Below are 20,921 nucleotides of genomic sequence, written 5' to 3'. Positions count from 1 at the left end.
GTTAGTCACCAAATATAAGTCAAGGTCGGCTTAGGCAATCTGCTCGGGGGCACAGGCCCGGCCGCTTTGTGCCGCCTGGCGGATCGCTTCGATCAGCGCCAGGGTGCGGCCACCGTCGGCAGCGTCGATCAGCGGCGCCTGCTCACCCCGGGCAACCCGCACGAAATGCTGCAACTGCAGGGTCAACGCCTCGCCGTCAGGAATGCTTTCTTCACTTTGCAGCAGCGGCGTGTGCCAGCCCGACCCCGCCTCGGCGTAGTGCCAGCGCTTGAGCTGGGGAATGCTCAGCGCCCCTTGGGTGCCGGCCAGCAGGTAGCAGGGCTGGCCATCCTGGCGCGGGTATATGGGGCTTTCGCCAGAGTCCAGCTCCCAGCTCCACGGCGCGGCCACCGCGTCGGAGCCGGTCAGGCTGCCCAACGCACCGTTGGCAAACTGCAGCAGCACCGCCGCGCTGTCTTCGTTGGCAAACCCGCGTACATCGTTACGGGTGAACGCCTGCACCTGCACTACCTCGCCGCACAGATGGCGCAGCAGGTCGAGGTCGTGGATCAGGTTGGTCAGCAAGAAGCCGGCCCCCGGCTCGCGACGCCAGGGGGTGTCGAAGTAACTGTCTGGTTTTTGCAGTTGCCACAGTGCAGTGACATTGATCAGCCGGCCCAGCTTGCCGTCGGCAATCACCTGGTACGCCTTGGCGATCAGTGGGTTGTGCCGCCGGTGATGGCCGACCAGCACTGGCACACCCCGGCTGCGCGATGCCTCTACCAGCGCACGGACTTCATCCAGGTGCACGCCCACCGGTTTCTCGACCAGCACTGGCACGCCGGCCTCAATGCAATCCAGCGCGGTAGCCACATGCAGGTTGTTCGGGTTGGCAACGATTACCGCCTCGGGGCGCACACGTTCCAGCATCTGCCGGTGGTCGGCAAAACAGGGCACGCCGCATTCGGCGGCAAAAGCCTCGGCCTGCGGGCCGGGGTCGGCCACCGCGCACAGTTGCGCTTGCGGCACATTGCGCAGGTGCTGGGAGTGCTGGCGGCCCATGATGCCGGCGCCGATCAAGGCAATACGAAGGGGTGCGTTCAACAGCCTGTCCTCTTGTCATTGTTGTTGTGCCGATTCTGAAATCAGATTCCAGAATCAACACTCGACAATTTAGAACCAAGTTCAGCTTTTCAGAAGAACCCTCAGAACAGACTGTGCGGTAATCGACCAGTAACGCGCTTTCAGGCGAACAATTCGCTTGCCCGGCTGGCTGCGGACAGCTCTTGCGCCGCCGCCAGCAGCAGCGGCGCCAGCTCTGCCAGGCGGCTTGGCGCCATGCGCGCGCTGGGCCCGGCGATGCTCAATACGCCGATCACCTCGTCCGTTTGCGGGCGACGCACCACCGCCGCCAGGGCCGAGGTTCCGATCGCCGAGGTTTCCTCCACCCAGGCATAACCTTGCTCGCGGGCGCGGTGCAGGTAGGCGAGCAGCGCGTCAGTAGAACGTGGCGCGTTCGGGCCGAACTGCGCAGGGTCGGCAATGCCCTGGCGCAGCACCATCTGCAGCGCCTGTTCATCGTCCAGGCTGGCCAGCCAGGCATGCCCGGAGGCGGTGTAGAACAGTGGCGCATCGCGGCCCATGTCCGGGTCGTAACGCAGCCCGGAGCGGGCGCCCTGAGACTTGGCGATCCAGGTCTGGCGGGCACCGTCAATCACGCCAAGGCGCACCAGTTCGCCGCTGTCCTGGGCCAGACGGTCGAGAATCGGCTGGATGATGTCGGCACCGTTGCTGGACAAGTAACGAAAGCCCATGGCCACCAGCTTGGCCGACAGCTGATAACGGCTGTTGTCGCGGTTCTGCCGCACGTAGCCCAGCCGCACCAGTTCGGTGAGCATGCGGTGGGCCGCGCTTTTGGGAATGTCCAGGCGCTCGGCCAGGGTTTGCAATGGCAGCCCCTGAGGTTCGCCGGTAAGGCTTTCTACAAGACTGAAGGCGCGTTCGATCTGACTACCAGCCATGACACAGGTCCCTGAATTTTTTGCGGATTCTAGAAGATGATTCCACATGAGCGGTAGAGGGCGCAGCCAGGAGGCCGTGAAATGTCCGGTTATCGCCCAGTAGTTGCCAAGCCAGGCTGCCATGCACTTGCAGGCCAAAGCAGTGCGAATAAAAATATGGAACCTTGTTCTAATAACAAAACAGGAACGCCGCAATGCCTTCTGCTGCTCTCGATACCGAATATGATGTACTGGTCATAGGCTCCGGCGCCGCCGGGCTGGCTGCGGCCGTGACGGCTGCCTGGCACGGGCAGAAGGTGATCGTGCTGGAGAAGGAACCCGTTTTTGGCGGCGCCACCGCCTGGTCCGGCGGCTGGGCTTGGGTGCCACGCAACCCGCTGGCCCAGCGGGCTGGCATTGCGGAAGACATCGAGCAGCCACGCACCTACCTGCGCAATGAACTGGGGGCGAATTACAACGCCGAGCGTGTGGATGCCTTCCTCGAAGCCTGCCCGCATATGGTGGCGTTCTTCGAAAAACACACAGCGCTGCAGTTTGCCGACGGCAACGGCATCCCGGACATGCATGGCGACACACCCGGTGCGGCCCAGGGCGGGCACCAAGTGATTGCCGCGCCGTACGACGCCCGCCAGGTTGGCGCGTTGCTGCCGCGTTTACGCAAGACCATGCGCGAAACTTCGTTCATGGGCATGCCGATCATGGCCGGCGTCGACCTGGCCGCCTTCCTCAACATGACCCGCTCGCCCAAGGCCTTGCTGCATGTCTGCAAACGCTTTGGCCGCCACCTGTATCACCTGGCCCGGCATGGCCGGGCGATGCACCTGGTCAATGGTGTGGCGCTGGTGGCGCGCCTGGCCAAGTCGGCACAAGACCTGGGCGTGCACCTGCAGGAGTCGGCGCCGGCCAAACGCCTGCTGGTCGAAGAGGGCCAGGTACGCGGGGTGCTGGTGGGCACACCGCAGGGCGATCGGCAGATTCGGGCCAAGGCGGTGGTACTCGCGGCCGGTGGCTTCCCCAACGACAGTGCCCGGCGCCGCCAGCTTTTCCCACGTGATGCCAGCGGCCACGACAACCTGGCCCTGCCGCCCCAGGGTTGTTCCGGTGACGGGCTGCGCCTGGGCGAGTCAGCCGGAGGCGTGGTCGCCACCGACCTGAAGTCGCCGGTGGCCTGGGCACCGGTTTCACAGGTGCCGCACCGTGACGGCAGCGTCGGCCACTTCCCGCACATCATCGAGCGCGGCAAGCCCGGCATCATTGGTGTGCTGGCCAACGGCAAGCGCTTTGTCAACGAAGCGCATGGCTATTACGATTATGTGTCAGCCATGGTCGCGGCGGTGCCGTCGGACGAAGAAGTGTGCTCGTGGCTGGTCTGCGACCATCGCTTCTTGCGCCGCTATGGCCTGGGTTATGCCCGCCCGGCACCGCTGCCGGTAGGGCCGCATGTGCGCAACGGCTACCTCAAGCGCGGCGCCACGCTCGAACAACTCGCCCAGGCCTGTGGCATCGACCCGTCCGGGCTACGCGCCACGGTCGATGGCTTCAACAGCCACGCCCGCAACGGCCAGGACCCGGCATTCGGCCGTGGTTCCACACCGTTCAACCGCAAGCAGGGCGACCCGCAGCACAAAGGGCCCAACCCCTGTGTAGCGCCCATCGAGCACGGGCCATTCTATGCGGTGAAGGTGAAGCCTGGCTGCTTTGGCACCTTTGCCGGGCTGCGCACCGATGGCAGTGCCCGCGTGCTGGACGAGGCCGGGCAGCCGATCCCGGGGCTGTATGCCGCAGGTACCGACATGGCCAGCGTGTTTGGCGGCTGGTACCCGTCGGGTGGCATCAACCTGGGCCCGGCGCTGACCTTTGGTTATGTGGCCGGGCGGCATATAGCCGGGGTGCAGGGGTACGAGTGAGGTTCGCCGAAAGGTTTGCAGCGTTTATGAGATCGCGCGCCGCCCGCGCGGCGCATCGCGAGCTACGCTCGCTCCTACGTTTGTTTCGGGCCAGTCATGCCTGTGCCAGAGGCGCGCGACCGCCTGGTTTATACGACGCGATATCGTGTCATGCAACGGGGCGTTCGCGCGCAAATCTCGCAGGCATAATTGGCCCGAAACAAACGTAGGAGCGAGCGTAGCTCGCGATGCGCCGCGCGGGCGGCGCTCGGTCTCACAGGCGCAGAAATTGTTGTGGTGAACACCTGCCGGCCCTTTCGCGGCTAAACCCGCTCCTACATAGCGCATGGTCCGTGGCTTGCATCAGGTGGCAGGCATTCCTGCGCTCGAAGCGGATATCTGCGCCAGCCAATACGGCACATCCACCTCGTCGATCTGCTCGGCGCGCAGGAAACGCTCGGCATACTGGCGGTACACCCCGCTGCTGAGGAACAGTTGCAGCAGTTGCCCGTCGATGTGCCTGTCGCGGGCCATGAACACCAGGATTTTCACCGACTCGGACAGCGTCTTCGGCGGTTTGTACGGCCGGTCTGCCGCCGTCAGCGCTTCGAAGATGTCGGCAATCGCCATCACCCGTTCGGCAATGCCCAGGTCGTGCTCGCCCAGCCGGCGTGGGTAGCCGCTGCCATCCATCTTTTCGTGGTGGTTGCCGGCAATGGCCGGTACCCGTTTCAGCTGACGCGGAAACGGCAGCGCGCTGAGCATGATGATGGTCTGCACGATGTGCTCGTTGACCTTGAAGCGCTCTTCGTCATTCAGCGTGCCGCGTCGGATCGACAGGTTGTACAGCTCGCCATGGTCGCTGGCATGGGCTGGCAGGCGCATGTCGAAGCCCCAGTGGTTGCGCGGGTCGCCCTTGGCCACCGGTGGTTTGCGCTCACCCCAGGGCACGCGGTGCTCCGGCCGGTCGGCCAGCAGGGGTTCGTCTACCGGCAGTGCAGGTTGCGGTAAGCCTGCAAAACGCTCGGCCTCGTCGCGGGAAATGCCCAGGCGGTTGTCGAAGTGGCGCTGCCAGCGGCGCTGGCCAATCTGCTGCAAGCGTTCGATGTCGGCGTCCTGCATGAACTCGCCGCCGATGTTGGCCTGGGCGACGAAGGCGAAGTCATCCTGCAAGCGGGCCTGGCTTTGTACCAGGTTGGCTTGCAGCGCCTGCTGATCTGCACCGCTGGCCAGGCCTTGCCAGTACGCGAGTTCGGCATCGCGCCACAGCACTTCAAAGCGCATGCGCACTTCGTGAATGCGGTTGTACAAGGTTTCCAGCTTTGTCGCCTTGTCCACCACATACTCGGGGCTGGTGACCTTGCCACAATCGTGCAGCCAGGCCGCCACGCGGAATTCGTAGCGCTCGGCCTCGGTCATGCTGAAACTGGCATAGGGGCCGCTGTCGGCGGCTACCACCTGGTCCAGCAGCATCTGCGCCAGCTGCGGCACCCGCTCGCAATGGCCGCCGGTATAGGGGCTTTTGGCATCAATGGCGTCGGCCAGCAGCTTGATCATGGCATCCATCAGGCGTTGCTGGGCTTCGACCAGCTGGCGCGTCTCGATGGCCACAGCCACCACACCCGACAGCTCTTCGACAAACTGCCGGAACGGCTGGCCCAACTGGTCGCGCGCCTGTGCGTCGTCCAGTTGCAGCACCAGGATGCCCAACAGCGCCTGGCTACGGTCTTTCAGCACCACAGCCAGGCTGCGTTCGTGCAGCCCGAGGGCCTTGTTCACGGCAGCGGCCAGCGTGGGCCGGGCAGCTTCATCCACGGCCAGCTCGGCCGGGTATTGCTCACCGCGGCAGGAGGCGGCCAGGCGTAGCAGCGCGTGCTCGGCGTCAAACAGGTACACCACACCGGCATCGGCCCCGGCAGCCTCCACCAGGTGGGTGAGCACGCCATCGAGCATGTGCTCCAGGTCGCGCTCGCGACTGAGTGCGAGGGTAATGGCCTGAAAGCTGCGGATGGTGCCGGACATGCGGCTCAGTACATGGCTCAGTCCGCGTACTTCGGTCACCCGCGACGTCACCCCCACTTCACGGCTGAAGTCGAAGCCGGCCAGGCCCTGCACCTGCTCGGCCAGCACCTTCAACGGGCGACCGATGCGCCGCCCGAGTACCCCGCCGAGCACCAGCAGCACGGCCATCAGCGCAGCGGTCCAGAGCAACTGCTCGAACAGCACCTTGCGCGCACCGGCCAGCAACTCATGGGCCGGCACGGCAATCAGTACCTGCAAGTCCTGCCCGGCCAGGTTGGTCAGCGGGATGCGCATGCCATACCAGGTCTGCCCCTCCACCTGATAGGGCTGTGCCCGGGTGCCTTGCTGCTGGTCAGCGTAAAGGTGCTGCAGGCTTGCAACGCCCAGCTCGCCGATACGCGACAGGCGCACGCCCTGCCCTTCGTGCACGATCACCCGCTGCAAGTCCGGGTAGGCCACCACGCTGCCCTGGTCGTCGACCACAGCAATCTCGGTGCCGGGGGTGATGCGCAGGCCTTGGGTTTCGCTGGCCAGGTCGTTGACCGAAACATCCATGCCGATCACTGCACCACCGTCAATGCTGCGTTGCGCCATGGTCAGGCCGATCTCGCGGGTGGTGAAAAACACGTATGGCGGGGTCAGCGCGGTACCGGGCTGTGCGCTGGCTTCGGCGAACCACGGGCGCGTGCGCGGATCGTAGCGGTATTCGGGTTTGGCCTGGGCTTGCAACAGGTTCAACGCCCGGTCGTAGTAGCGCCACTCGCCCTGTACCACCCCGCCCTCTCCCCGGCTGACACTCTGCACCAGAAACGCGGTGCCCGGCGGCGCGGCAAAGCGCTGCAGCAGCTGTGGGTCGCGCAGCCGGCGGACCAACAGGAAATCACCGTTGGTGTAGCCCATGTAAGCAGCACTGAGCATGCGGTTGGCATCCAGTGTCTCGACCAACTGTGGCAGCCGTTCCAGGCGCTGTGCCTGGGTATGTGCGGACGGGTTGTGGGCCAGCAGGCGGATGCTGCTTTGCGCCGGGTCGATCAGGCGCCGGGCGCGTTCGTCGATGGTCTTGCCAACCTGCTGGGCGGCATCGCCGGCGGCGGCGACCAGGGTCTGGCGAATGCCGCGATAACCCTGCCAGGCCAGGGCAGCGCCGAGCAACAGCATGCCCAGCACGATGGCCAGCGCTATCAGCCATTGCAGTGAGATACCACGCCCGGCTTTACCGGCAACACGGCCATTCGACACGCAGCCCATTCCAGGTACTCCATGTGTGGCACATTGCCTTGGCTGATATCCGGAGCAGTGTAGAGTGCGGGCGGGGTTTCTGCCGGGTTGGCGAAAAAATAACGTGGGGTTGACACGTCCGGTGCCTGCCGCAATACGAGCAGCGCCTGATCAGGCCTCTTCGCGGGCTCGCCCGCTCCCACAGTAGTGAGCTGCCCTCTGGTGTGACTCGGTTCCTGTGGGAGCGGGCGAGCCCGCGAACACCGGCGCAGCCGGTGCCATGCCACCACATCAACCGCGCTGCTCCAGCATGACCAGCGCGCCAACAATCAGCGCCTGCATGCCCTCAAGCAACTCCACTTCCATCTCCGATTCTTCGCCAGCCCGGTCGGCCTCCAGCAGCGGCTCGCGCCCCGACACCGTGTACACCGTGTCGGCCACCGCAAAGCCGTGGAACGCCACCGTCGACAACAACCAGCGCGCCTGCTCCAGGCTCAGGCCGTAGGCCTGGGCGATGTGTGCCTGGTGGTCGTTGATCTTGTCGATCATCGCTTCTGTCGCCGCCAGCCTGCGGATCACATACGGCGTCAACCCCGGGTGCGCCTTGACGAATGCCTGTACCGACGCGGCAAAGCGCGTCAGGTAGGCCTGTAACCCTTCTGCACAATCCCCGTCTGCCTTGGGGATTTGCCAGCGCTGGAAGACTTCCTCGGCCACCAGGCACTTGAGTGCTTCGATGTTCGGCACGTGCTTGTACAGGGCCATGTGGCTTACGCCCAACGCAGCGGCCACACCCACGAAGGTGAGGTTGGGCAGACCGATGACGACGCTCACGTCGGCAATCCGTTCACGGGTGATGGTGCGAGGGCGACCGCGTCCGGGTGTGCGTTGTGGTGGTTGCATCGGTTCCTCCAGGCTGTGTGAAGACAGTCTTGTAGCTGTCTTGTCGGGTTTTCGCAAATTAGTTTATAGTCATGCAACTAATTAATTTGCAGCTTTCCAGGCCCGCTTCATGTCCGATCCATCAACGCCCCTTGACGATACCGCCCCTCCAACCAGCAAAGCCCGCAGCCCGCTCAGCCGTGTACTCTCGCCCATTCGCGGGCGGTTGGCGCTGTCGGCATTTCTGGCCGCTGTAGGTTCGATGCTGGCTTTGGTACCGCTGGCAGGCATTGCGTACATCGCGCAGCTGGCCTTGAGCGAAACCGCCACATCGGGCGCCATTGGCCGGGCCATCGCAGCCAGCATCGCCAGCCTGTTCACCGGCATGGCCCTGATCACCACGGCCGAAATGCTGGCGCACCAGGCCGACAACCACATCACCCATCACCTGCGCGTCGCGATCGGCCAGCGCCTGATGCAAGTGCCACTCGGCTGGTTCAGCGAGCGGGCATCAAGCGACGTGAAAAGGGCCATGCAGGACGACATCGGCACACTGCACAGCCTGACCGCGCACTTTTTCACCACGCTGGGCCGCGCCGTGGGCGCCGTGCTGATTTCCGTGGCCTACCTGTTCGCCATGGACTGGCGCCTTGCCGTGGTCGTGCTGCTGCCCTTCCCGGCGTTTTTCCTGTTTCTGCACCGGGCCATCAAGGCCAGCTCAGCGCATATGGGTGATGTGGTGGCAGGCATGGGGCGCATCGACAACGCGGTGGTCGAGTTCGTCAATGGCATGCCGCTGGTCAAGGCATTCGGCGGGCGCGGCAACGCGCAGGACCGCTACCGTGCAGCGGTCGATGCCTTTGCCGACACCTTCACCGGGTTCACCCGCCCACTGGTGGTGGCGATGGCACGGGCCAATGCCTTGATCGCCCCGGTGACGGTACTGGGCGTGGTGCTGCTGGCAGGCATGGCGTTCGTGGCCCTGGGCTGGATAGCGCCGCTACAGATACTGCCCTTTGTCTTGGTCACACCTGGGTTGTGCGCGCCGCTACAGTTGTTGCACTTCATCACCCACGACCTCAACAACGCGGTGGGGGCGGCCCAGCGGGTGCAGGCCCTGCTGGACACCCCGGTGCTGCCGGCCCCTGCGGTTGGCAGCCTGCCCAACGGCAGCGAAGTACGCGTGGAGCAACTGAGCCATGCCTACGCCCCCGGCAACAACGTGCTCGATGACGTCAGCTTCACCCTGGCCCCCGGCACCACCACCGCCATCGTCGGCCCCTCTGGCGCCGGCAAGTCGACGCTGGCGCGCCTGCTGCTGCGGTTCTTCGACCCCGACGCCGGGCGCATCACCCTGGGCGGCGTCGACCTGCGGCAGGTCGAGAGCCGCGAACTGTACCGACGCATCGGTTTCGTGCTGCAGGAGGTGCGGCTGATCCATGCCAGCGTGGCCGACAACATCGCCCTGGGTAAACCGACTGCAACCCGCGAAGAAGTCGAAGCGGCTGCGCGCCTGGCCAACATTCACGCACGCATCCTGCAACTGCCGCGTGGCTATGACTCGGTGGTGGGCGAAGACGCGCAATTGTCCGGGGGTGAGCAACAACGCCTGAGCATCGCCCGCGCCGTGCTGCTCGACCCGCCCGTGCTGGTCCTGGACGAGGCCACTGCAGCCGCCGATGCCGAAAGTGAGGCGGCGATCCAGGATGCCCTGTCGCGTTTCGCCCGGGGTCGCACCCTGCTGGTCATCGCCCACCGGCTGGACACGGTGATGCATGCCGACCAGATCCTGGTGCTGGACCAAGGCGCCCTGTGTGAACAAGGGCGCCACAGCGAATTGCTCACCCGCCAAGGCCTTTATGCACGGCTGTGGGCGCAGGGTGGGTATCAGGACACCGTGAAAAAGGCGCTGCCAGCATGCTGAAAACCTTCGTTCGACTGCTGGGCGAAAGCGCCCCGGCCTGGCGCCGTTACCTGCTGATGACCGTGCTGTACGGGGTATTCAGTGGCCTGACCATCAGTACCCTGGCGCCGATCATGCTGCACCTGCTGAACAGCGAAATACGCGCTGCCAGTGCCTGGCTGGCCGTACTGGCCGCCGGCATGACGCTGTGCTGGGTCTGGCGACGCCGGGTGGAACAGGCCGGCATAAGCTTGGCGGTAGCGGTGCTGCAAGGCGGCCGTCAGCATATTGGTGCCCAGGTGGCGCAGCTGCCACTGGGTTGGTTCACTCCCGACAACACCGCGCGGCTCGGGCATGTGATCACCCAGGGCACGATGGCCGTGGCCCAACTGCCGGCCCATGTGCTCACACCCTTGATCAGTGGCAGCGTCACGCCGCTGGTATTGGTGGTAGCGCTGTTCATCCTGCACCCGCCGCTGGGCCTGATCGCCCTGCTGGCGCTGCCGGCGCTGGGTGCAGTGCTGCTGTTCAGCGCACGCCTGGGGCGCCGCGCCGATCAGGCCTTTCACCAGCACTTCGCCGCCGCCAGCCAGCGCATGGTCGAGTTCGCCCAGGCACAGTCGGTGCTGCGGGCCTTCAATGGGGCTGGTGGTGGCACGCGGTTGCTGACGCAAAGCCTGGAGCAGCAGCGCAGCAGCGGCATGGGCCTGATCATTCGTGCTTCGCTGTCAGCACTGCTCAACAGCTGGGCAGTACAGGCAACGTTCGCCGCGCTGCTGGTGGCCGCCGGCCTGTGGTTCGGCGATCAGGCGGGTGGCCAGGCGCAGGATGCAGTGGCGGTGATCGTGGCACTGGTGCTGGTCTGCCGCTTCATCGACCCGCTGCAGGACGTGGCCAGCCATGTCGAGATCCTGCGCGGGGCCCATGGCCAGTTGCAGGAAATCGAACGGATCCTGGCAGCCAAGCCGTTGCCAGAGCCCGCCTCGCCCCAGCGGCCAGTGGGCAGCGCGATCGACCTGCAAGGGGTGAGCTTGCGCTACAGCCCTACCGGGCCCGACGTGCTGCAGAACGTGAACCTGCACACCCCGGCAGGCAGCATGACCGCCGTCATCGGCGCCTCGGGTTCGGGCAAGACATCGCTGATGCGCCTGATTGCACGCTGCTTCGATACCACTGAAGGCAGCGTGCGCATTGGCGGCGCGGACGTGCGGCACATGGCCCGCGCCTGCCTGACCGACACGGTCAGCCAGGTGCTGCAGGATACCTGGCTGTTCCAGGGCAGCATCGCCGACAACATCCGTATCGGCAAAGCCGATGCCAGCGACGCCGAGGTGCTGCAAGCGGCGCACATGGCCGGCTTGGCGCACACCCTCGAACGGCTGCCCGAGGGCCTCGATACCCCCGTGGGCGAAGGCGGGGCGCGGCTTTCCGGTGGCGAGCGCCAGCGTGTCACCATTGCCCGTGCGCTGATCAGGCAAGCGCCAGTACTGCTGGTGGACGAAGCCACCGCCGCCCTCGATGCCGAGAACCAGGCCGTGATTGCCCGGACGCTGCACAGCCTGCGTGGGCGTTGCACCTTGGTGGTCATCGCGCACCAGCTCAGCACCGTGGCCATGGCCGACCATATCGTGGTGCTGGACGCCGGGCAGGTTGTCGAGCAAGGCGCACCGGCCACACTGCGGGCCAATGGCGGGCACTATGCACGCATGCTCGAACAGCGCCACGCCGCCAGCGGCTGGCGCATCGGGGCAGCGAGGGTGGAACACGACTGATGCGTGTTGCATGGCTCATCCTGTTCCTGCTGTTGTGCGCAGCCTCACTGGCGGTCGGCGTTCGTGAGCTGGCCTGGACCCAGTTGCTTACCCTGCAAGGCGACGCCTGGCTGACCCTGACCGCAAGCCGCCTGCCACGCCTGGCCGCATTGATACTGGTGGGTGTCGGGCTGGCGGTATGCGGGGTGATCCTGCAGCAGATCGTGCGCAACCGTTTCGTCGAGCCCGGCACCACCGGCGGGCTCGATGCCGCGCGCCTGGGCATCTTGCTGTCGCTGGGCCTGGCGCCGGCGGCCGGGGCCCTGCTGCGCATGCTGTTCGCACTGGCCGTGTGCTTTGCCGCCAGCCTGCTGTTTGTCGCCATCATCCGCCGCATACGCGCCCGCAACGCGGTGCTGGTGCCGGTCATCGGCCTGATGTACGGCGGCGTGCTGAGTGCGCTGGCGGAGTTCTATGCCTACCGCTTCAACCTGCTGCAAAGCATGCAGGGCTGGTTGCTGGGTGATTTTTCCAAGGTGGTGCAGGGCCGCTACGAAACCCTCTACCTGATCGTACCGATCGTGCTGCTCACCTACCTGTACGCACAACGCTTCACCGTGCTGGGCATGGGCGAAGGCATGGCCACCAGCCTGGGCCTGAACTACACCGCCAACGTGACGTTGGGCCTGCTGCTGGTAGCAGTGACGGTGTCGGCCAGTGTGATCATCGTCGGCGCCATCCCCTTCGTCGGCCTGGTGGTGCCCAACCTGGTCGCCCTGCGCCATGGCGACAACCTGCGCCGCACCCTGCCACTGGTGGCACTGGGCGGTGCGGCGTTGCTGCTGGTCTGCGACCTGCTCGGGCGGCTGCTGATCTACCCGTTCGAAGTGCCCATCGGCCTGACTGCAGGCGGCCTGGGCGGGCTGATCTTCCTCGGGCTGATCATCTGGAGGCAACGATGAAAGGCCGACACTGCATGTGGCTGGCCGTGGTCGCCCTGGCCACGCTGTTCGTGTTCGTCAACGCCGGGGCGGACTTCGCCTACCTCATCCCCAAGCGCCTTGTGCGGCTGGCGGCCATGGTGATCGGTGGCGTGTGCGTGGCCTGCTCCGCCATCGCCTTCCAGACCCTCTCCGGCAACCGCATCCTCACCCCGGCGATCATGGGCTACGAAGCCGTGTACCTGCTGCTGCAGGCGCTGCTGGTGCTGGGCATGGGCGTGCAGGGGCTGACAGTGCTGGGCAGTAACGGCAACTTCCTGCTCTCGGTGCTGCTGATGCTCGGCTATTCCTGGGCCCTGCACCGCTGGCTGTTTCGCGACGGCAAAAACAACGTGTACTTCCTGCTGCTGGTCGGCCTGGTGCTGACCATGGTCATGGCCACGTTCACCCAGTTCGTCCAGCTGAAAGTCAGCCCCGGCGAGTTCTCGATGCTGCTGGGCTACACCCAGGCGTCGTTCAACCGGGCATCGCCGCAGTTGCTGCTGTATTCGGCGGTACTGGTGGCGGGCTTGTGTGTGCTGCTGGCCCGGGCGGTATCGGTGCTGGACGTGCTGGCACTCGGGCGCGACCAGGCCATTTCGCTGGGCGTGGACTATCGGCGCAACGTGCGCCTGCTGCTGGCGCTGATCGCAGCGCTGGTCGCGGTGTCGACCAGCCTGCTGGGGCCCACGGCATTCATGGGCGTGTTCGTCGCCAACATCACCTATGCCCTGGCCGGCACCTTCCGCCACCGGGTCACCCTGGCCCTCGGCAGCGCCGTGGCCATTGCCGTGTTCATTGCCGCCCAGTTGCTGGTCGAGCATGTCTTCAACTACAGGACCACCGTCGGCATCCTCGTGAACCTGGTGTGTGGCACCTACTTCCTCGCCCTGATGGTGCGCAAACAGGGAGCCGCATGATTACTGTCCACAACCTGCACAAAACCTATGGCAGCAAGGCGGTGTTGAGCGGGGTAAGCGCCAGCTTCCCACGCGGACAGCTGACCTCGCTGATCGGCCCCAACGGCGCCGGCAAGACCACCTTGCTGATGATGCTGGCCCGGCTGCTGGCGCCGGGCAGCGGTGACATACGCCTGGACGGGCAACGCATCGACAGCATCGCCATCGGCGACTATGCCCGACGCGTGGCCACCCTGCGCCAGTCGGTGGACTTCAACCTGCGCCTGACTGTCGACGAGCTGGTCGCGTTCGGCCGCTTCCCCTACAGCCGTGGTGCGCTCACCTGGGAAGACCAGTTGGCCATCGACCAGGCCATTGCCTTTCTGTCGCTGGAGCCGCTGCGCCAGGCCTACCTCGATGAACTCAGCGGAGGCCAGCGGCAAATGGCGTTTCTGGCCATGACCATCGCCCAGCAGACCGACTACCTGCTGCTCGACGAGCCGTTGAACAACCTCGACATGCGCCACGCCGTGCAGATCATGCGCGCCCTGCGCCGGCTGTGCGACGAGTTCGGCCGCACGGTGATCCTGGTGGTGCACGACATCAACTTCGCCGCCGCCTACTCCGACTGCATCGTCGCCATGCAGGGCGGCCGGGTGCATTGCAGCGGCAGCGTCGAGCAGGTGGTCACCGAGCAACAGCTGCACGCGCTGTACGGGCTTGATTTCGAAATCACCCACGGCGCGCGCGGCCGCCTGTGCAACTACTTCAACCCACCCGGAGAACAGCAATGAACCGCAACCACACCGCCGGCGGCTGGCCATTGGCGCTACTGCTAGGCGCCACCCTCGCCCTGCACGGCTGCAACGAGCCCACGGCAGCCACAGCGGCAACGGAAAAAACCGCGCAGCATGGCGACTACATGCCGGTCACCGTGCAGCACAAGCTGGGCACCACCGTGATCAATCAACTGCCACAGCGCGCGGTGGCGCTGGACATGAACGAAGTGGACTTTCTCGACCAACTGGGCGTGCCCGTGGCGGGCATGCCCAAGGACTTCGTGCCGGACTTTCTTGCACGCTACAAGGATGCCGGGCAAACGGCAGATGTCGGCTCGATCGTGCAGCCCAACCTGGAGCGGGTGCATGCGGCGCGACCTGACCTGATCCTGATCACCTCGCTGCAGGCCAACCACTATGGCGAGCTGAGCGAAATGGCGCCGACCCTGCACTTCGATGTGGACTACCGCGACAGCGAAGCCGGGCATGTCACCGTGGTCAAGCAGCACCTGCTCAGCCTTGGCCAGGTGTTCGCCAAGCAGGACCTGGCCCAGCGCCAGGTGGACGCTCTGGAGGCCAGGCTGGCCCAGGCGCGCAACGTCACCCGCGACCGCCCGGAGCGGGCCCTGGTGGTGCTGCACAACAACGGCGCCTTCAGTGCCTTCGGCGTGCAATCGCGTTACGGCTTCATCTTCAACGACCTGGGCGTCAGGCCGGCCACCACCACCCTGGATACCGGCCTGCATGGCCAGCCGATTTCCAGCGAGTTCATCCAGCAGGCCAACCCCGACATCCTCTACGTGGTGGACCGCACCGCCGTGATGGAGCATCGCCCGATGATGACGGCAGACACCCTGGACAACCCCCTGCTGCGCCAGACCAACGCCTGGAAGCACGGCCGCGTGGTGTTCGTCGACCCACAGGCCTGGTACGTCACGGCCGCCAGCCCGACCTCACTGGCCTTGATCGCGGATGACGTGATCAGGGGCTATCAGGACTAGGCACTGCCTTTTTGCAAATGCCTGTCGCTGCGTTAGCGCGTGATTCTCGTTTGCCTTACGACTTCGCTTTTTAAAACCAAAAACACAACCAGCCATCTGTCCCTCTGGAGCCATCGCGTGTCCATCCGTCCCTTGCACACACTCTCGTCCCCTGCCCTGGCATTGCCTGCGCTGCCGCGCACCCCGCTGGCACATGCCGTACTCATTGGCTTGGCCCTTGGTAGCTGCACACTGGCGCCAATCGCCGCATACGCCGAGGCAGCCAACACCCTTCCCCAAGAGGCCGCTGAAGAAAAACCCGCCGCCCCGGAATTGCCCGCCACCCTGATCGACGCCCAGGCCAGCGCCGCCGATCCACTGCCACCGGTGTATGCCGGCGGCCAGGTGGCCACTGGCGGGCGGGTGGGCCTGCTGGGCAACAAAGACTTCATGGAAACGCCGTTCAGCACCGTCAGCTACACCGACACCTACATCCAGGACCTGCAGGCCCGGGACATCACCGATGTCATCGCCGCCACCGACCCGGCGGTATTCAGCAACGGCCTGACCGGCACCTACAGCGAGAACTACTCGATCCGCGGCTTCCAGACCAGCGTCAGTGACATGACTGTCGATGGCCTGTTCGGCATGGCACCCTACTACCGCGCTTCACCCGAAATGTACGAGCGTATCGAAGTCCTCAAAGGCCCGTCGGCGCTGCTCAACGGTATGCCGCCCGGCGGTTCGGTGGGCGGTGTCGTCAACCTGATACCCAAGCGCGCTGGCGACACGCCGCTGACCCGGCTGACCGCCACCTACGCGTCCGACGCCCAGCTTGGCGGCCATGTGGACGTTGGCCGGCGCTTCGGCGAGGGCAACCAGTTCGGCGTGCGCTTCAACGGCATGTACCGTGACGGCGACACGGCCATAAACGATCAACGCCAGCGCAACGTGCTGTCTTCGCTTGCCCTGGACTGGCGTGGCGAACGTGGCAAGTTGTCGCTCGACCTGTTCGATACCGACGACCACATCAGCGGCCAGAACCGCGGCATGGGCCTGGCCGCTGGCGTGCCAGTGCCCAGGCCACCCAAGAATGACACGCTGCTCAACCCCAACTGGGCCTATGTGGAAACCAAGGACAAGGGGGTCATCCTGCGCGGTGAGTACGAGCTGAACGACCAGTTGCTGGCCTATGGCGCGGTCGGCACCAGCAAGACCGACTATCGCTACAGCGGCGCCCTCACAGCCACGGTGAACAACAGCGCCGGCGATTTCACCACCGCGATGGGCCAGTTGCAGATGGAGATCCACAAGACCTCTGCCGAGGTCGGGCTGCGTGGCCATTTCGACACCTTCGGTATCGGCCACCAATGGTCGGTCAATGCCACCCAGTACAGCGACACGCAAAAGGACTTCGGCCGCCGCGCCGCCGGCTCGAACTGGACGACCAATATCTACAACCCGGTCTGGGGTCCAAAGGTGTCAGAGGCCTGGCCACTGATTGCCCACACGGAAAACGACCTGAAAAGCTATGGCATCGCCGACACCCTGTCGGTGCTGGATGACCGCATACAACTGACCCTCGGCGTACGTCGTCAGGAAGTGGTCACCGACACCTTCAACACCAATACCGGTGCGCGCAACAAACCCGGCTATGACACCCATGCCACCACCCCCGCCGGGGCCATTCTGTTCAAGCTGACCGATGAATTGTCGCTGTACGCCAACTACATCGAAGGCCTGAGCAAGGGCGCGGCCGCACCCATCACCGCAGCCAACTATGGCGACGTGTTCGCGCCGTACAAATCCAAACAGAAGGAAATCGGCCTCAAGCTCGACCTGGGCACGTTCAGCCACACCCTGGCGCTGTACGAAATCAAGCGCCCGGGCAGCTACACCGACCCGGTCACCAACATCTTCTCGTTCGGTGGCGAGCAGCGTAACCGTGGGGTGGAATGGAGCTTCTTCGGCGCCCCCCTGTCCGACGTGCGCCTGATGGGTGGCGTGGCCTATGTCGACCCCAAGCTGACCAAGACCGCAGGTGGTGCCAACGATGGCAAGACCGCCACCGCCTACCCCAAGCTGCAGGGCAAGCTGGGCATGGAATGGGACATCCCTGGCCTGGACGGGCTGACCCTGACCGGCAACGTGACCTCGCAATCCAAGCAGTACATCAATGCCGAGAACAGCCTGTCGATTCCGGGTTACACGATCTTCGACCTTGGCGCCCGCTATGTGACCCTGGTCGCCAGCAAGCCGGTGACCTTGCGTGCGAACATCGCCAACCTGGGGGACAAGGACTACTGGGGTGTGCCGCTGACCCAGACCTTGGGGCTGGGGGCGCCGCGGACTTATCAGCTGTCGGCTAGCGTCGACTTCTGACCGGGCCCGTTGCGGCGCCTGACAGGGCCTCTTCGCGGGCACGCCCGCTCCCACAGGTACTGCACCGCTCTCAGGTGCAGTGCGATTCCTGTGGGAGCGGGCGTGCCCGCGAAGCAGGCGACGCGGTTGATGACCAGAACCTCAGCCGCGCAACTGGTACCAGGTGGTCTTGAGCTGCGAATACTTGTCGAACGAATGCAGCGACAGGTCGCGCCCGAACCCCGACTGCTTGCCCCCGCCAAACGGCACCGTCACATCCAGCGCATCGACCGTGTTCACCGACACGGTACCGGCCTTCAACGCCCGCGCCACCCGGTGCACCTGGTTGAAGTCATCGCTCCACACCGAGGCCGCCAGGCCATAGATGCTGTCGTTGGCCAGGCGCACCGCTTCTTCTTCCGTGTCGAAGGCGCTGACGGCCAGCACCGGCCCGAACACTTCCTCCTGCGCCAGGCGCATGCGGCCATCGACACCGGCAAAAATGGTCGGCTCGATGTAGTTGTTTGAACCCTCGATGGTCAGGCGCCGGCCGCCACACACCAACCGTGCGCCCTCTTGCCCGGCACGCGCAATGGCGGCCTCGATGCGGCCGGTCTGCTCGGCATCGACAATGGCACCCGCACGGCTCGCCGGGTCCAGCGGATTGCCGGGCAACCACTGGCGGGCTTTGGCTTGCAGGCGCTCGACAAATTCGTCATGGATGGAGCGCTGCACGTACAGCCGCGAGTTGGCCGAACACACCTCGCCCTGATTGAAGAAAATACCGAAAGCGGCCTTTTCCGCCGCCAGGTCCAGGTCCTGACAGTTTTCGAACACCAGGTTGGGGCTTTTGCCGCCGCACTCCAGCCACACCTGCTTGAGGTTGGACTGCGCCGAGTACTGCATGAAGTACTTGCCCACCTGGGTGGAGCCGGTGAACACCAGGCAGTCCACATCCGGGTGCAGGCCCAGCGCCTGCCCGGCCTGCTCGCCCAGCCCCGGCACCACGTTCAGCACGCCTTCCGGCAAGCCTGCTTCCAGCGCCAGTTGGGCCAGGCGCAGGGCCGAGAACGGTGATTGTTCGGCAGGTTTTAGCACCACGCTGTTACCGGCCGCCAGCGCCGGGGCGAGCTTCCAGGCGGCCATGTCGAGCGGGAAGTTCCAGGGCACCACGGCGGCGACCACGCCGAGGGCTTCGCGGGTGATGGTGGCCAGCGCATTCGCCGCAGTGGGCGCCACTTGGTCGTACAGCTTGTCCAGCGCCTCGCCGTACCAGGCGAATACATGGGCCGAGCCCGGCACATCGATGTTGTAGGCGTCCATCACCGGCTTGCCCATGTTCAGCGAGTCCAGTAGCGCCAGCTCCTCGCGATGGGCCATGATCAGCTCGGCCAGGCGCAGCAGCACTTTCTTGCGCTCGCCGTGGGCCATGCGCGGCCAGGGGCCTTGTTCGAAGGCCCGACGGGCGCTGGCCACGGCAAGGTCGACCTCGCCCTGGCCGCAGGCGGCGACCTGGGCCAGTACGCCGTTGGTGGCGGGGTTGATGGCGGCGAAGGTGGCGCCATCCTGTGCGTTGACGGGTTTGCCGTTGATCAGCGCCTGGGAGGGCAGGTACAGGTCCGAGGCGCGTTGTTGCCAGAATTCGAGGGTGTACATTTGTACTCCAGGCGACCGCCGTGGCGGTCATTGTTGCGGAGGTATCAGGTACCACACAGTCCGCAAGCGCGCCGCGCTCCCTCTGTGGGAGCGGGCATGCCCGCGAATCAGGCGACACGATGGATGGCACCGGCTGCGCCGGTGTTCGCGGGCACGCCCGCTCCCACAGAGAAACAGGTGGCCCTTAGAGTTTGCCGACCAGGCGCGCGGTGCGGTCCACGGCAATGCGGGTTTTCTCCACCAGTTCATCCAGCTCGCTGTGGTTGGCGATCAAGGCTGGGGCCATGATCATCCGGCCCAGGGTCGAGCGAATGATCACCCCTTCCTCGAAACCAAAGGTGCGGCATTGCCAGGCCAGGTCGTTCTCGTTGGCAAAGCGTTTGCGCGTTGGCTTGTGCTCGGCGAACTGCAACGCTGCCACCAACCCGGCGCCCTGCACCTGGCCGATCAATGGGTGGTCGGCGAACACCTCGCGCAGGATGCGCTGCAGGTACGGCCCGGTGTCATCCTTCACCTGGGTGACAATGCCTTCGTCGCGCAGCGCCTTCAGGTTGGCAATCGCCACCGCCGCCGCCACCGGGTGGCCGGAATAGGTCAGGCCGTGGGCAAACACCCCGCCGCGCTCCACCAGTGCCTCGGCAATGCGCTTGCTCAGCACCAGGCCACCCATGGGCACGTAGCCGCTGGTCAGGCCCTTGGCGATCGACAGGGTGTCGGGCTCGAAGCCGAAGTATTCATGGGCAAACCACTCGCCGGTGCGGCCAAAGCCACCAATCACCTCATCGGCGCACAACAGCACGTCGTACTGGCGGCAGATGCGCTGGATTTCCGGCCAGTAGCTTTCCGGCGGGAAAATCATGCCGCCTGCGCCCTGGAACGGCTCGGCGATAAAGCCGGCAACGTTCTCGGCGCCCAGTTCGAGGATTTTTTCCTCCAGTTGCATGGCGCAGCGACGGCCGAACTCGGCCGGGGTCAGCTCGCCACCCTCGGCGTACCAGTACGGTTCGTCGATGTGCGCCACATCCGGGATCAGCCCGCCCATTTCATGCATGAACTTCATGCCGCCCAGCGCCGTGGCCGCCAGGGTCGAGCCGTGGTAACCGTTCCAGCGGCCGATCATGACTTTCTTGTTCGGCTGGCCAACCACTTGCCAGTAGCGGCGCACGGTACGGATCAACACTTCGTTGGCTTCAGAGCCGGAGTTGGTGTAGATCGCGTGGCTGTAGTGGCCGGGCAGCAGGCTGAACAGCAGCTCGGACAGTTCGATCACCGCCGGGTGGGTGGTGTGGAAGAACATGTTGTAGTAGGCCAGCTGGTCCATCTGCGTGGCGGCGGCGACAGTCAGGTCGCGGCGCCCGTAGCCGAGCTGGGTGCACCACAGGCCAGACATGCCATCCAGGTAGCGCTTGCCCTCGCTGTCCCACAGGTGCAGGCGTTCGCCACCGACGATCACCCGCGGCCCTTCGGCATTCAGCGCCTTCTGGTCGAGGAAGGCATGGATATGGTGCGCGGCATCGGAGGCCTGGTAGTCGCGGGTCTGGCGTTGCGGGGCGAAAGGCGCATTCATTGTTGGTTTTCCTTTGCGGTGGGGTTGCAGGGTGGCT

Annotated in this window: 14 protein-coding genes; 8 read left to right on the top strand and 6 right to left on the bottom strand. The window is 65.2% G+C overall.

Annotated features, from left to right (window positions below):
• Nucleotides 1–30: 30 nt before the first annotated feature.
• Together ABOC32_RS14465 and ABOC32_RS14460 are read right to left on the bottom strand one after the other, a co-directional pair.
• Nucleotides 31–1,083 carry a Gfo/Idh/MocA family protein gene (locus tag ABOC32_RS14465; protein WP_426811520.1) on the bottom strand — a complete coding sequence of 351 codons (1,053 nt, stop codon included), beginning with the start codon at nt 1,081–1,083 and terminating at the stop codon, nt 31–33.
• Nucleotides 1,084–1,223: 140 nt separating this feature from the next.
• Nucleotides 1,224–2,000, bottom strand: a complete 777-nt coding sequence (locus ABOC32_RS14460) for an IclR family transcriptional regulator (protein ID WP_043196663.1) — start codon at nt 1,998–2,000, stop codon at nt 1,224–1,226.
• A gap of 194 nt (nt 2,001–2,194) precedes the next feature.
• Here ABOC32_RS14460 and ABOC32_RS14455 point away from each other — a divergent pair, with 194 nt between their 5' ends.
• On the top strand, nt 2,195–3,907 hold the full coding sequence (locus tag ABOC32_RS14455; RefSeq protein ID WP_426811519.1) for an FAD-dependent oxidoreductase: 1,713 nt from the start codon (nt 2,195–2,197) through the stop codon (nt 3,905–3,907).
• 342 nt (nt 3,908–4,249) lie between these two features.
• On the opposite strand, the gene ABOC32_RS14450 is transcribed toward ABOC32_RS14455, so the two are convergent.
• Together ABOC32_RS14450 and ABOC32_RS14445 are read right to left on the bottom strand one after the other, a co-directional pair.
• On the bottom strand, nt 4,250–7,156 hold the full coding sequence (locus tag ABOC32_RS14450; RefSeq protein ID WP_426811518.1) for an HD domain-containing phosphohydrolase: 2,907 nt from the start codon (nt 7,154–7,156) through the stop codon (nt 4,250–4,252).
• A 261-nt stretch (nt 7,157–7,417) separates the two neighbouring features.
• Complete coding sequence (locus tag ABOC32_RS14445; RefSeq protein ID WP_426811517.1) at nt 7,418–8,029, bottom strand: TetR/AcrR family transcriptional regulator; 612 nt, start codon at nt 8,027–8,029, stop codon at nt 7,418–7,420.
• A 109-nt stretch (nt 8,030–8,138) separates the two neighbouring features.
• Between ABOC32_RS14445 and ABOC32_RS14440 the strand changes: the two genes are divergently transcribed.
• The 7 genes from ABOC32_RS14440 (at nt 8,139) to ABOC32_RS14410 (ending at nt 17,682) form a co-directional block, all read left to right on the top strand.
• Nucleotides 8,139–9,932 (top strand): ABC transporter ATP-binding protein, encoded by a 1,794-nt coding sequence (locus tag ABOC32_RS14440; protein ID WP_426811516.1) that lies wholly within the window; start codon nt 8,139–8,141, stop codon nt 9,930–9,932.
• The gene (locus tag ABOC32_RS14435) at nt 9,926–11,683 is read left to right on the top strand and encodes an ABC transporter ATP-binding protein (protein WP_426811515.1); all 1,758 of its coding nucleotides are present in this window, start codon (nt 9,926–9,928) and stop codon (nt 11,681–11,683) included. The genes ABOC32_RS14440 and ABOC32_RS14435 overlap by 7 nt, the downstream gene beginning before the upstream one ends.
• On the top strand, nt 11,683–12,624 hold the full coding sequence (locus tag ABOC32_RS14430) for an ABC transporter permease (protein WP_426811514.1): 942 nt from the start codon (nt 11,683–11,685) through the stop codon (nt 12,622–12,624). Before ABOC32_RS14435 ends, ABOC32_RS14430 begins: the two co-directional genes overlap by 1 nt.
• Nucleotides 12,621–13,562, top strand: a complete 942-nt coding sequence (locus ABOC32_RS14425; RefSeq protein WP_426811513.1) for an iron chelate uptake ABC transporter family permease subunit — start codon at nt 12,621–12,623, stop codon at nt 13,560–13,562. The genes ABOC32_RS14430 and ABOC32_RS14425 overlap by 4 nt, the downstream gene beginning before the upstream one ends.
• Nucleotides 13,559–14,335 carry an ABC transporter ATP-binding protein gene (locus ABOC32_RS14420; protein WP_426811512.1) on the top strand — a complete coding sequence of 259 codons (777 nt, stop codon included), beginning with the start codon at nt 13,559–13,561 and terminating at the stop codon, nt 14,333–14,335. Before ABOC32_RS14425 ends, ABOC32_RS14420 begins: the two co-directional genes overlap by 4 nt.
• Nucleotides 14,332–15,321: a siderophore ABC transporter substrate-binding protein gene (locus ABOC32_RS14415; RefSeq protein ID WP_426811511.1), complete on the top strand. Its 990-nt coding sequence runs from the start codon at nt 14,332–14,334 to the stop codon at nt 15,319–15,321. Before ABOC32_RS14420 ends, ABOC32_RS14415 begins: the two co-directional genes overlap by 4 nt.
• A 117-nt stretch (nt 15,322–15,438) precedes the next feature.
• On the top strand, nt 15,439–17,682 hold the full coding sequence (locus tag ABOC32_RS14410; RefSeq protein WP_426811510.1) for a TonB-dependent receptor: 2,244 nt from the start codon (nt 15,439–15,441) through the stop codon (nt 17,680–17,682).
• A gap of 141 nt (nt 17,683–17,823) precedes the next feature.
• Here the strand turns inward: ABOC32_RS14410 and ABOC32_RS14405 are convergent, their stop codons facing one another.
• Together ABOC32_RS14405 and ABOC32_RS14400 are read right to left on the bottom strand one after the other, a co-directional pair.
• Nucleotides 17,824–19,317 (bottom strand): aldehyde dehydrogenase, encoded by a 1,494-nt coding sequence (locus ABOC32_RS14405; protein WP_426811509.1) that lies wholly within the window; start codon nt 19,315–19,317, stop codon nt 17,824–17,826.
• A gap of 184 nt (nt 19,318–19,501) precedes the next feature.
• Entirely contained in the window at nt 19,502–20,884 is a 1,383-nt protein-coding gene (locus ABOC32_RS14400) for an aspartate aminotransferase family protein (protein WP_043196680.1), read from the bottom strand.
• Nucleotides 20,885–20,921: the final 37 nt, after the last annotated feature.

Source organism: Pseudomonas sp. WOUb67, from assembly GCF_050058005.1.
GTDB lineage: Bacteria > Pseudomonadota > Gammaproteobacteria > Pseudomonadales > Pseudomonadaceae > Aquipseudomonas > Aquipseudomonas putida_R.
Note: the sequence above shows the minus strand (reverse complement) of the source record. Positions and strands in the feature narration are given on the sequence as shown.

What these genes read in the sequence shown, in the direction of transcription:
- ABOC32_RS14440 (WP_426811516.1), top strand. Translation starts at nt 8,139, where the DNA reads ATGTCCGATCCATCAACGCCCCTTGACGATACCGCCCCTCCAACCAGC.
- ABOC32_RS14405 (WP_426811509.1), bottom strand. Translation starts at nt 19,317, where the DNA reads ATGTACACCCTCGAATTCTGGCAACAACGCGCCTCGGACCTGTACCTG.
- ABOC32_RS14435 (WP_426811515.1), top strand. Translation starts at nt 9,926, where the DNA reads ATGCTGAAAACCTTCGTTCGACTGCTGGGCGAAAGCGCCCCGGCCTGG.
- ABOC32_RS14415 (WP_426811511.1), top strand. Translation starts at nt 14,332, where the DNA reads ATGAACCGCAACCACACCGCCGGCGGCTGGCCATTGGCGCTACTGCTA.
- ABOC32_RS14420 (WP_426811512.1), top strand. Translation starts at nt 13,559, where the DNA reads ATGATTACTGTCCACAACCTGCACAAAACCTATGGCAGCAAGGCGGTG.
- ABOC32_RS14445 (WP_426811517.1), bottom strand. Translation starts at nt 8,029, where the DNA reads ATGCAACCACCACAACGCACACCCGGACGCGGTCGCCCTCGCACCATC.
- ABOC32_RS14400 (WP_043196680.1), bottom strand. Translation starts at nt 20,884, where the DNA reads ATGAATGCGCCTTTCGCCCCGCAACGCCAGACCCGCGACTACCAGGCC.
- ABOC32_RS14425 (WP_426811513.1), top strand. Translation starts at nt 12,621, where the DNA reads ATGAAAGGCCGACACTGCATGTGGCTGGCCGTGGTCGCCCTGGCCACG.
- ABOC32_RS14460 (WP_043196663.1), bottom strand. Translation starts at nt 2,000, where the DNA reads ATGGCTGGTAGTCAGATCGAACGCGCCTTCAGTCTTGTAGAAAGCCTT.
- ABOC32_RS14455 (WP_426811519.1), top strand. Translation starts at nt 2,195, where the DNA reads ATGCCTTCTGCTGCTCTCGATACCGAATATGATGTACTGGTCATAGGC.
- ABOC32_RS14430 (WP_426811514.1), top strand. Translation starts at nt 11,683, where the DNA reads ATGCGTGTTGCATGGCTCATCCTGTTCCTGCTGTTGTGCGCAGCCTCA.
- ABOC32_RS14450 (WP_426811518.1), bottom strand. Translation starts at nt 7,156, where the DNA reads ATGGGCTGCGTGTCGAATGGCCGTGTTGCCGGTAAAGCCGGGCGTGGT.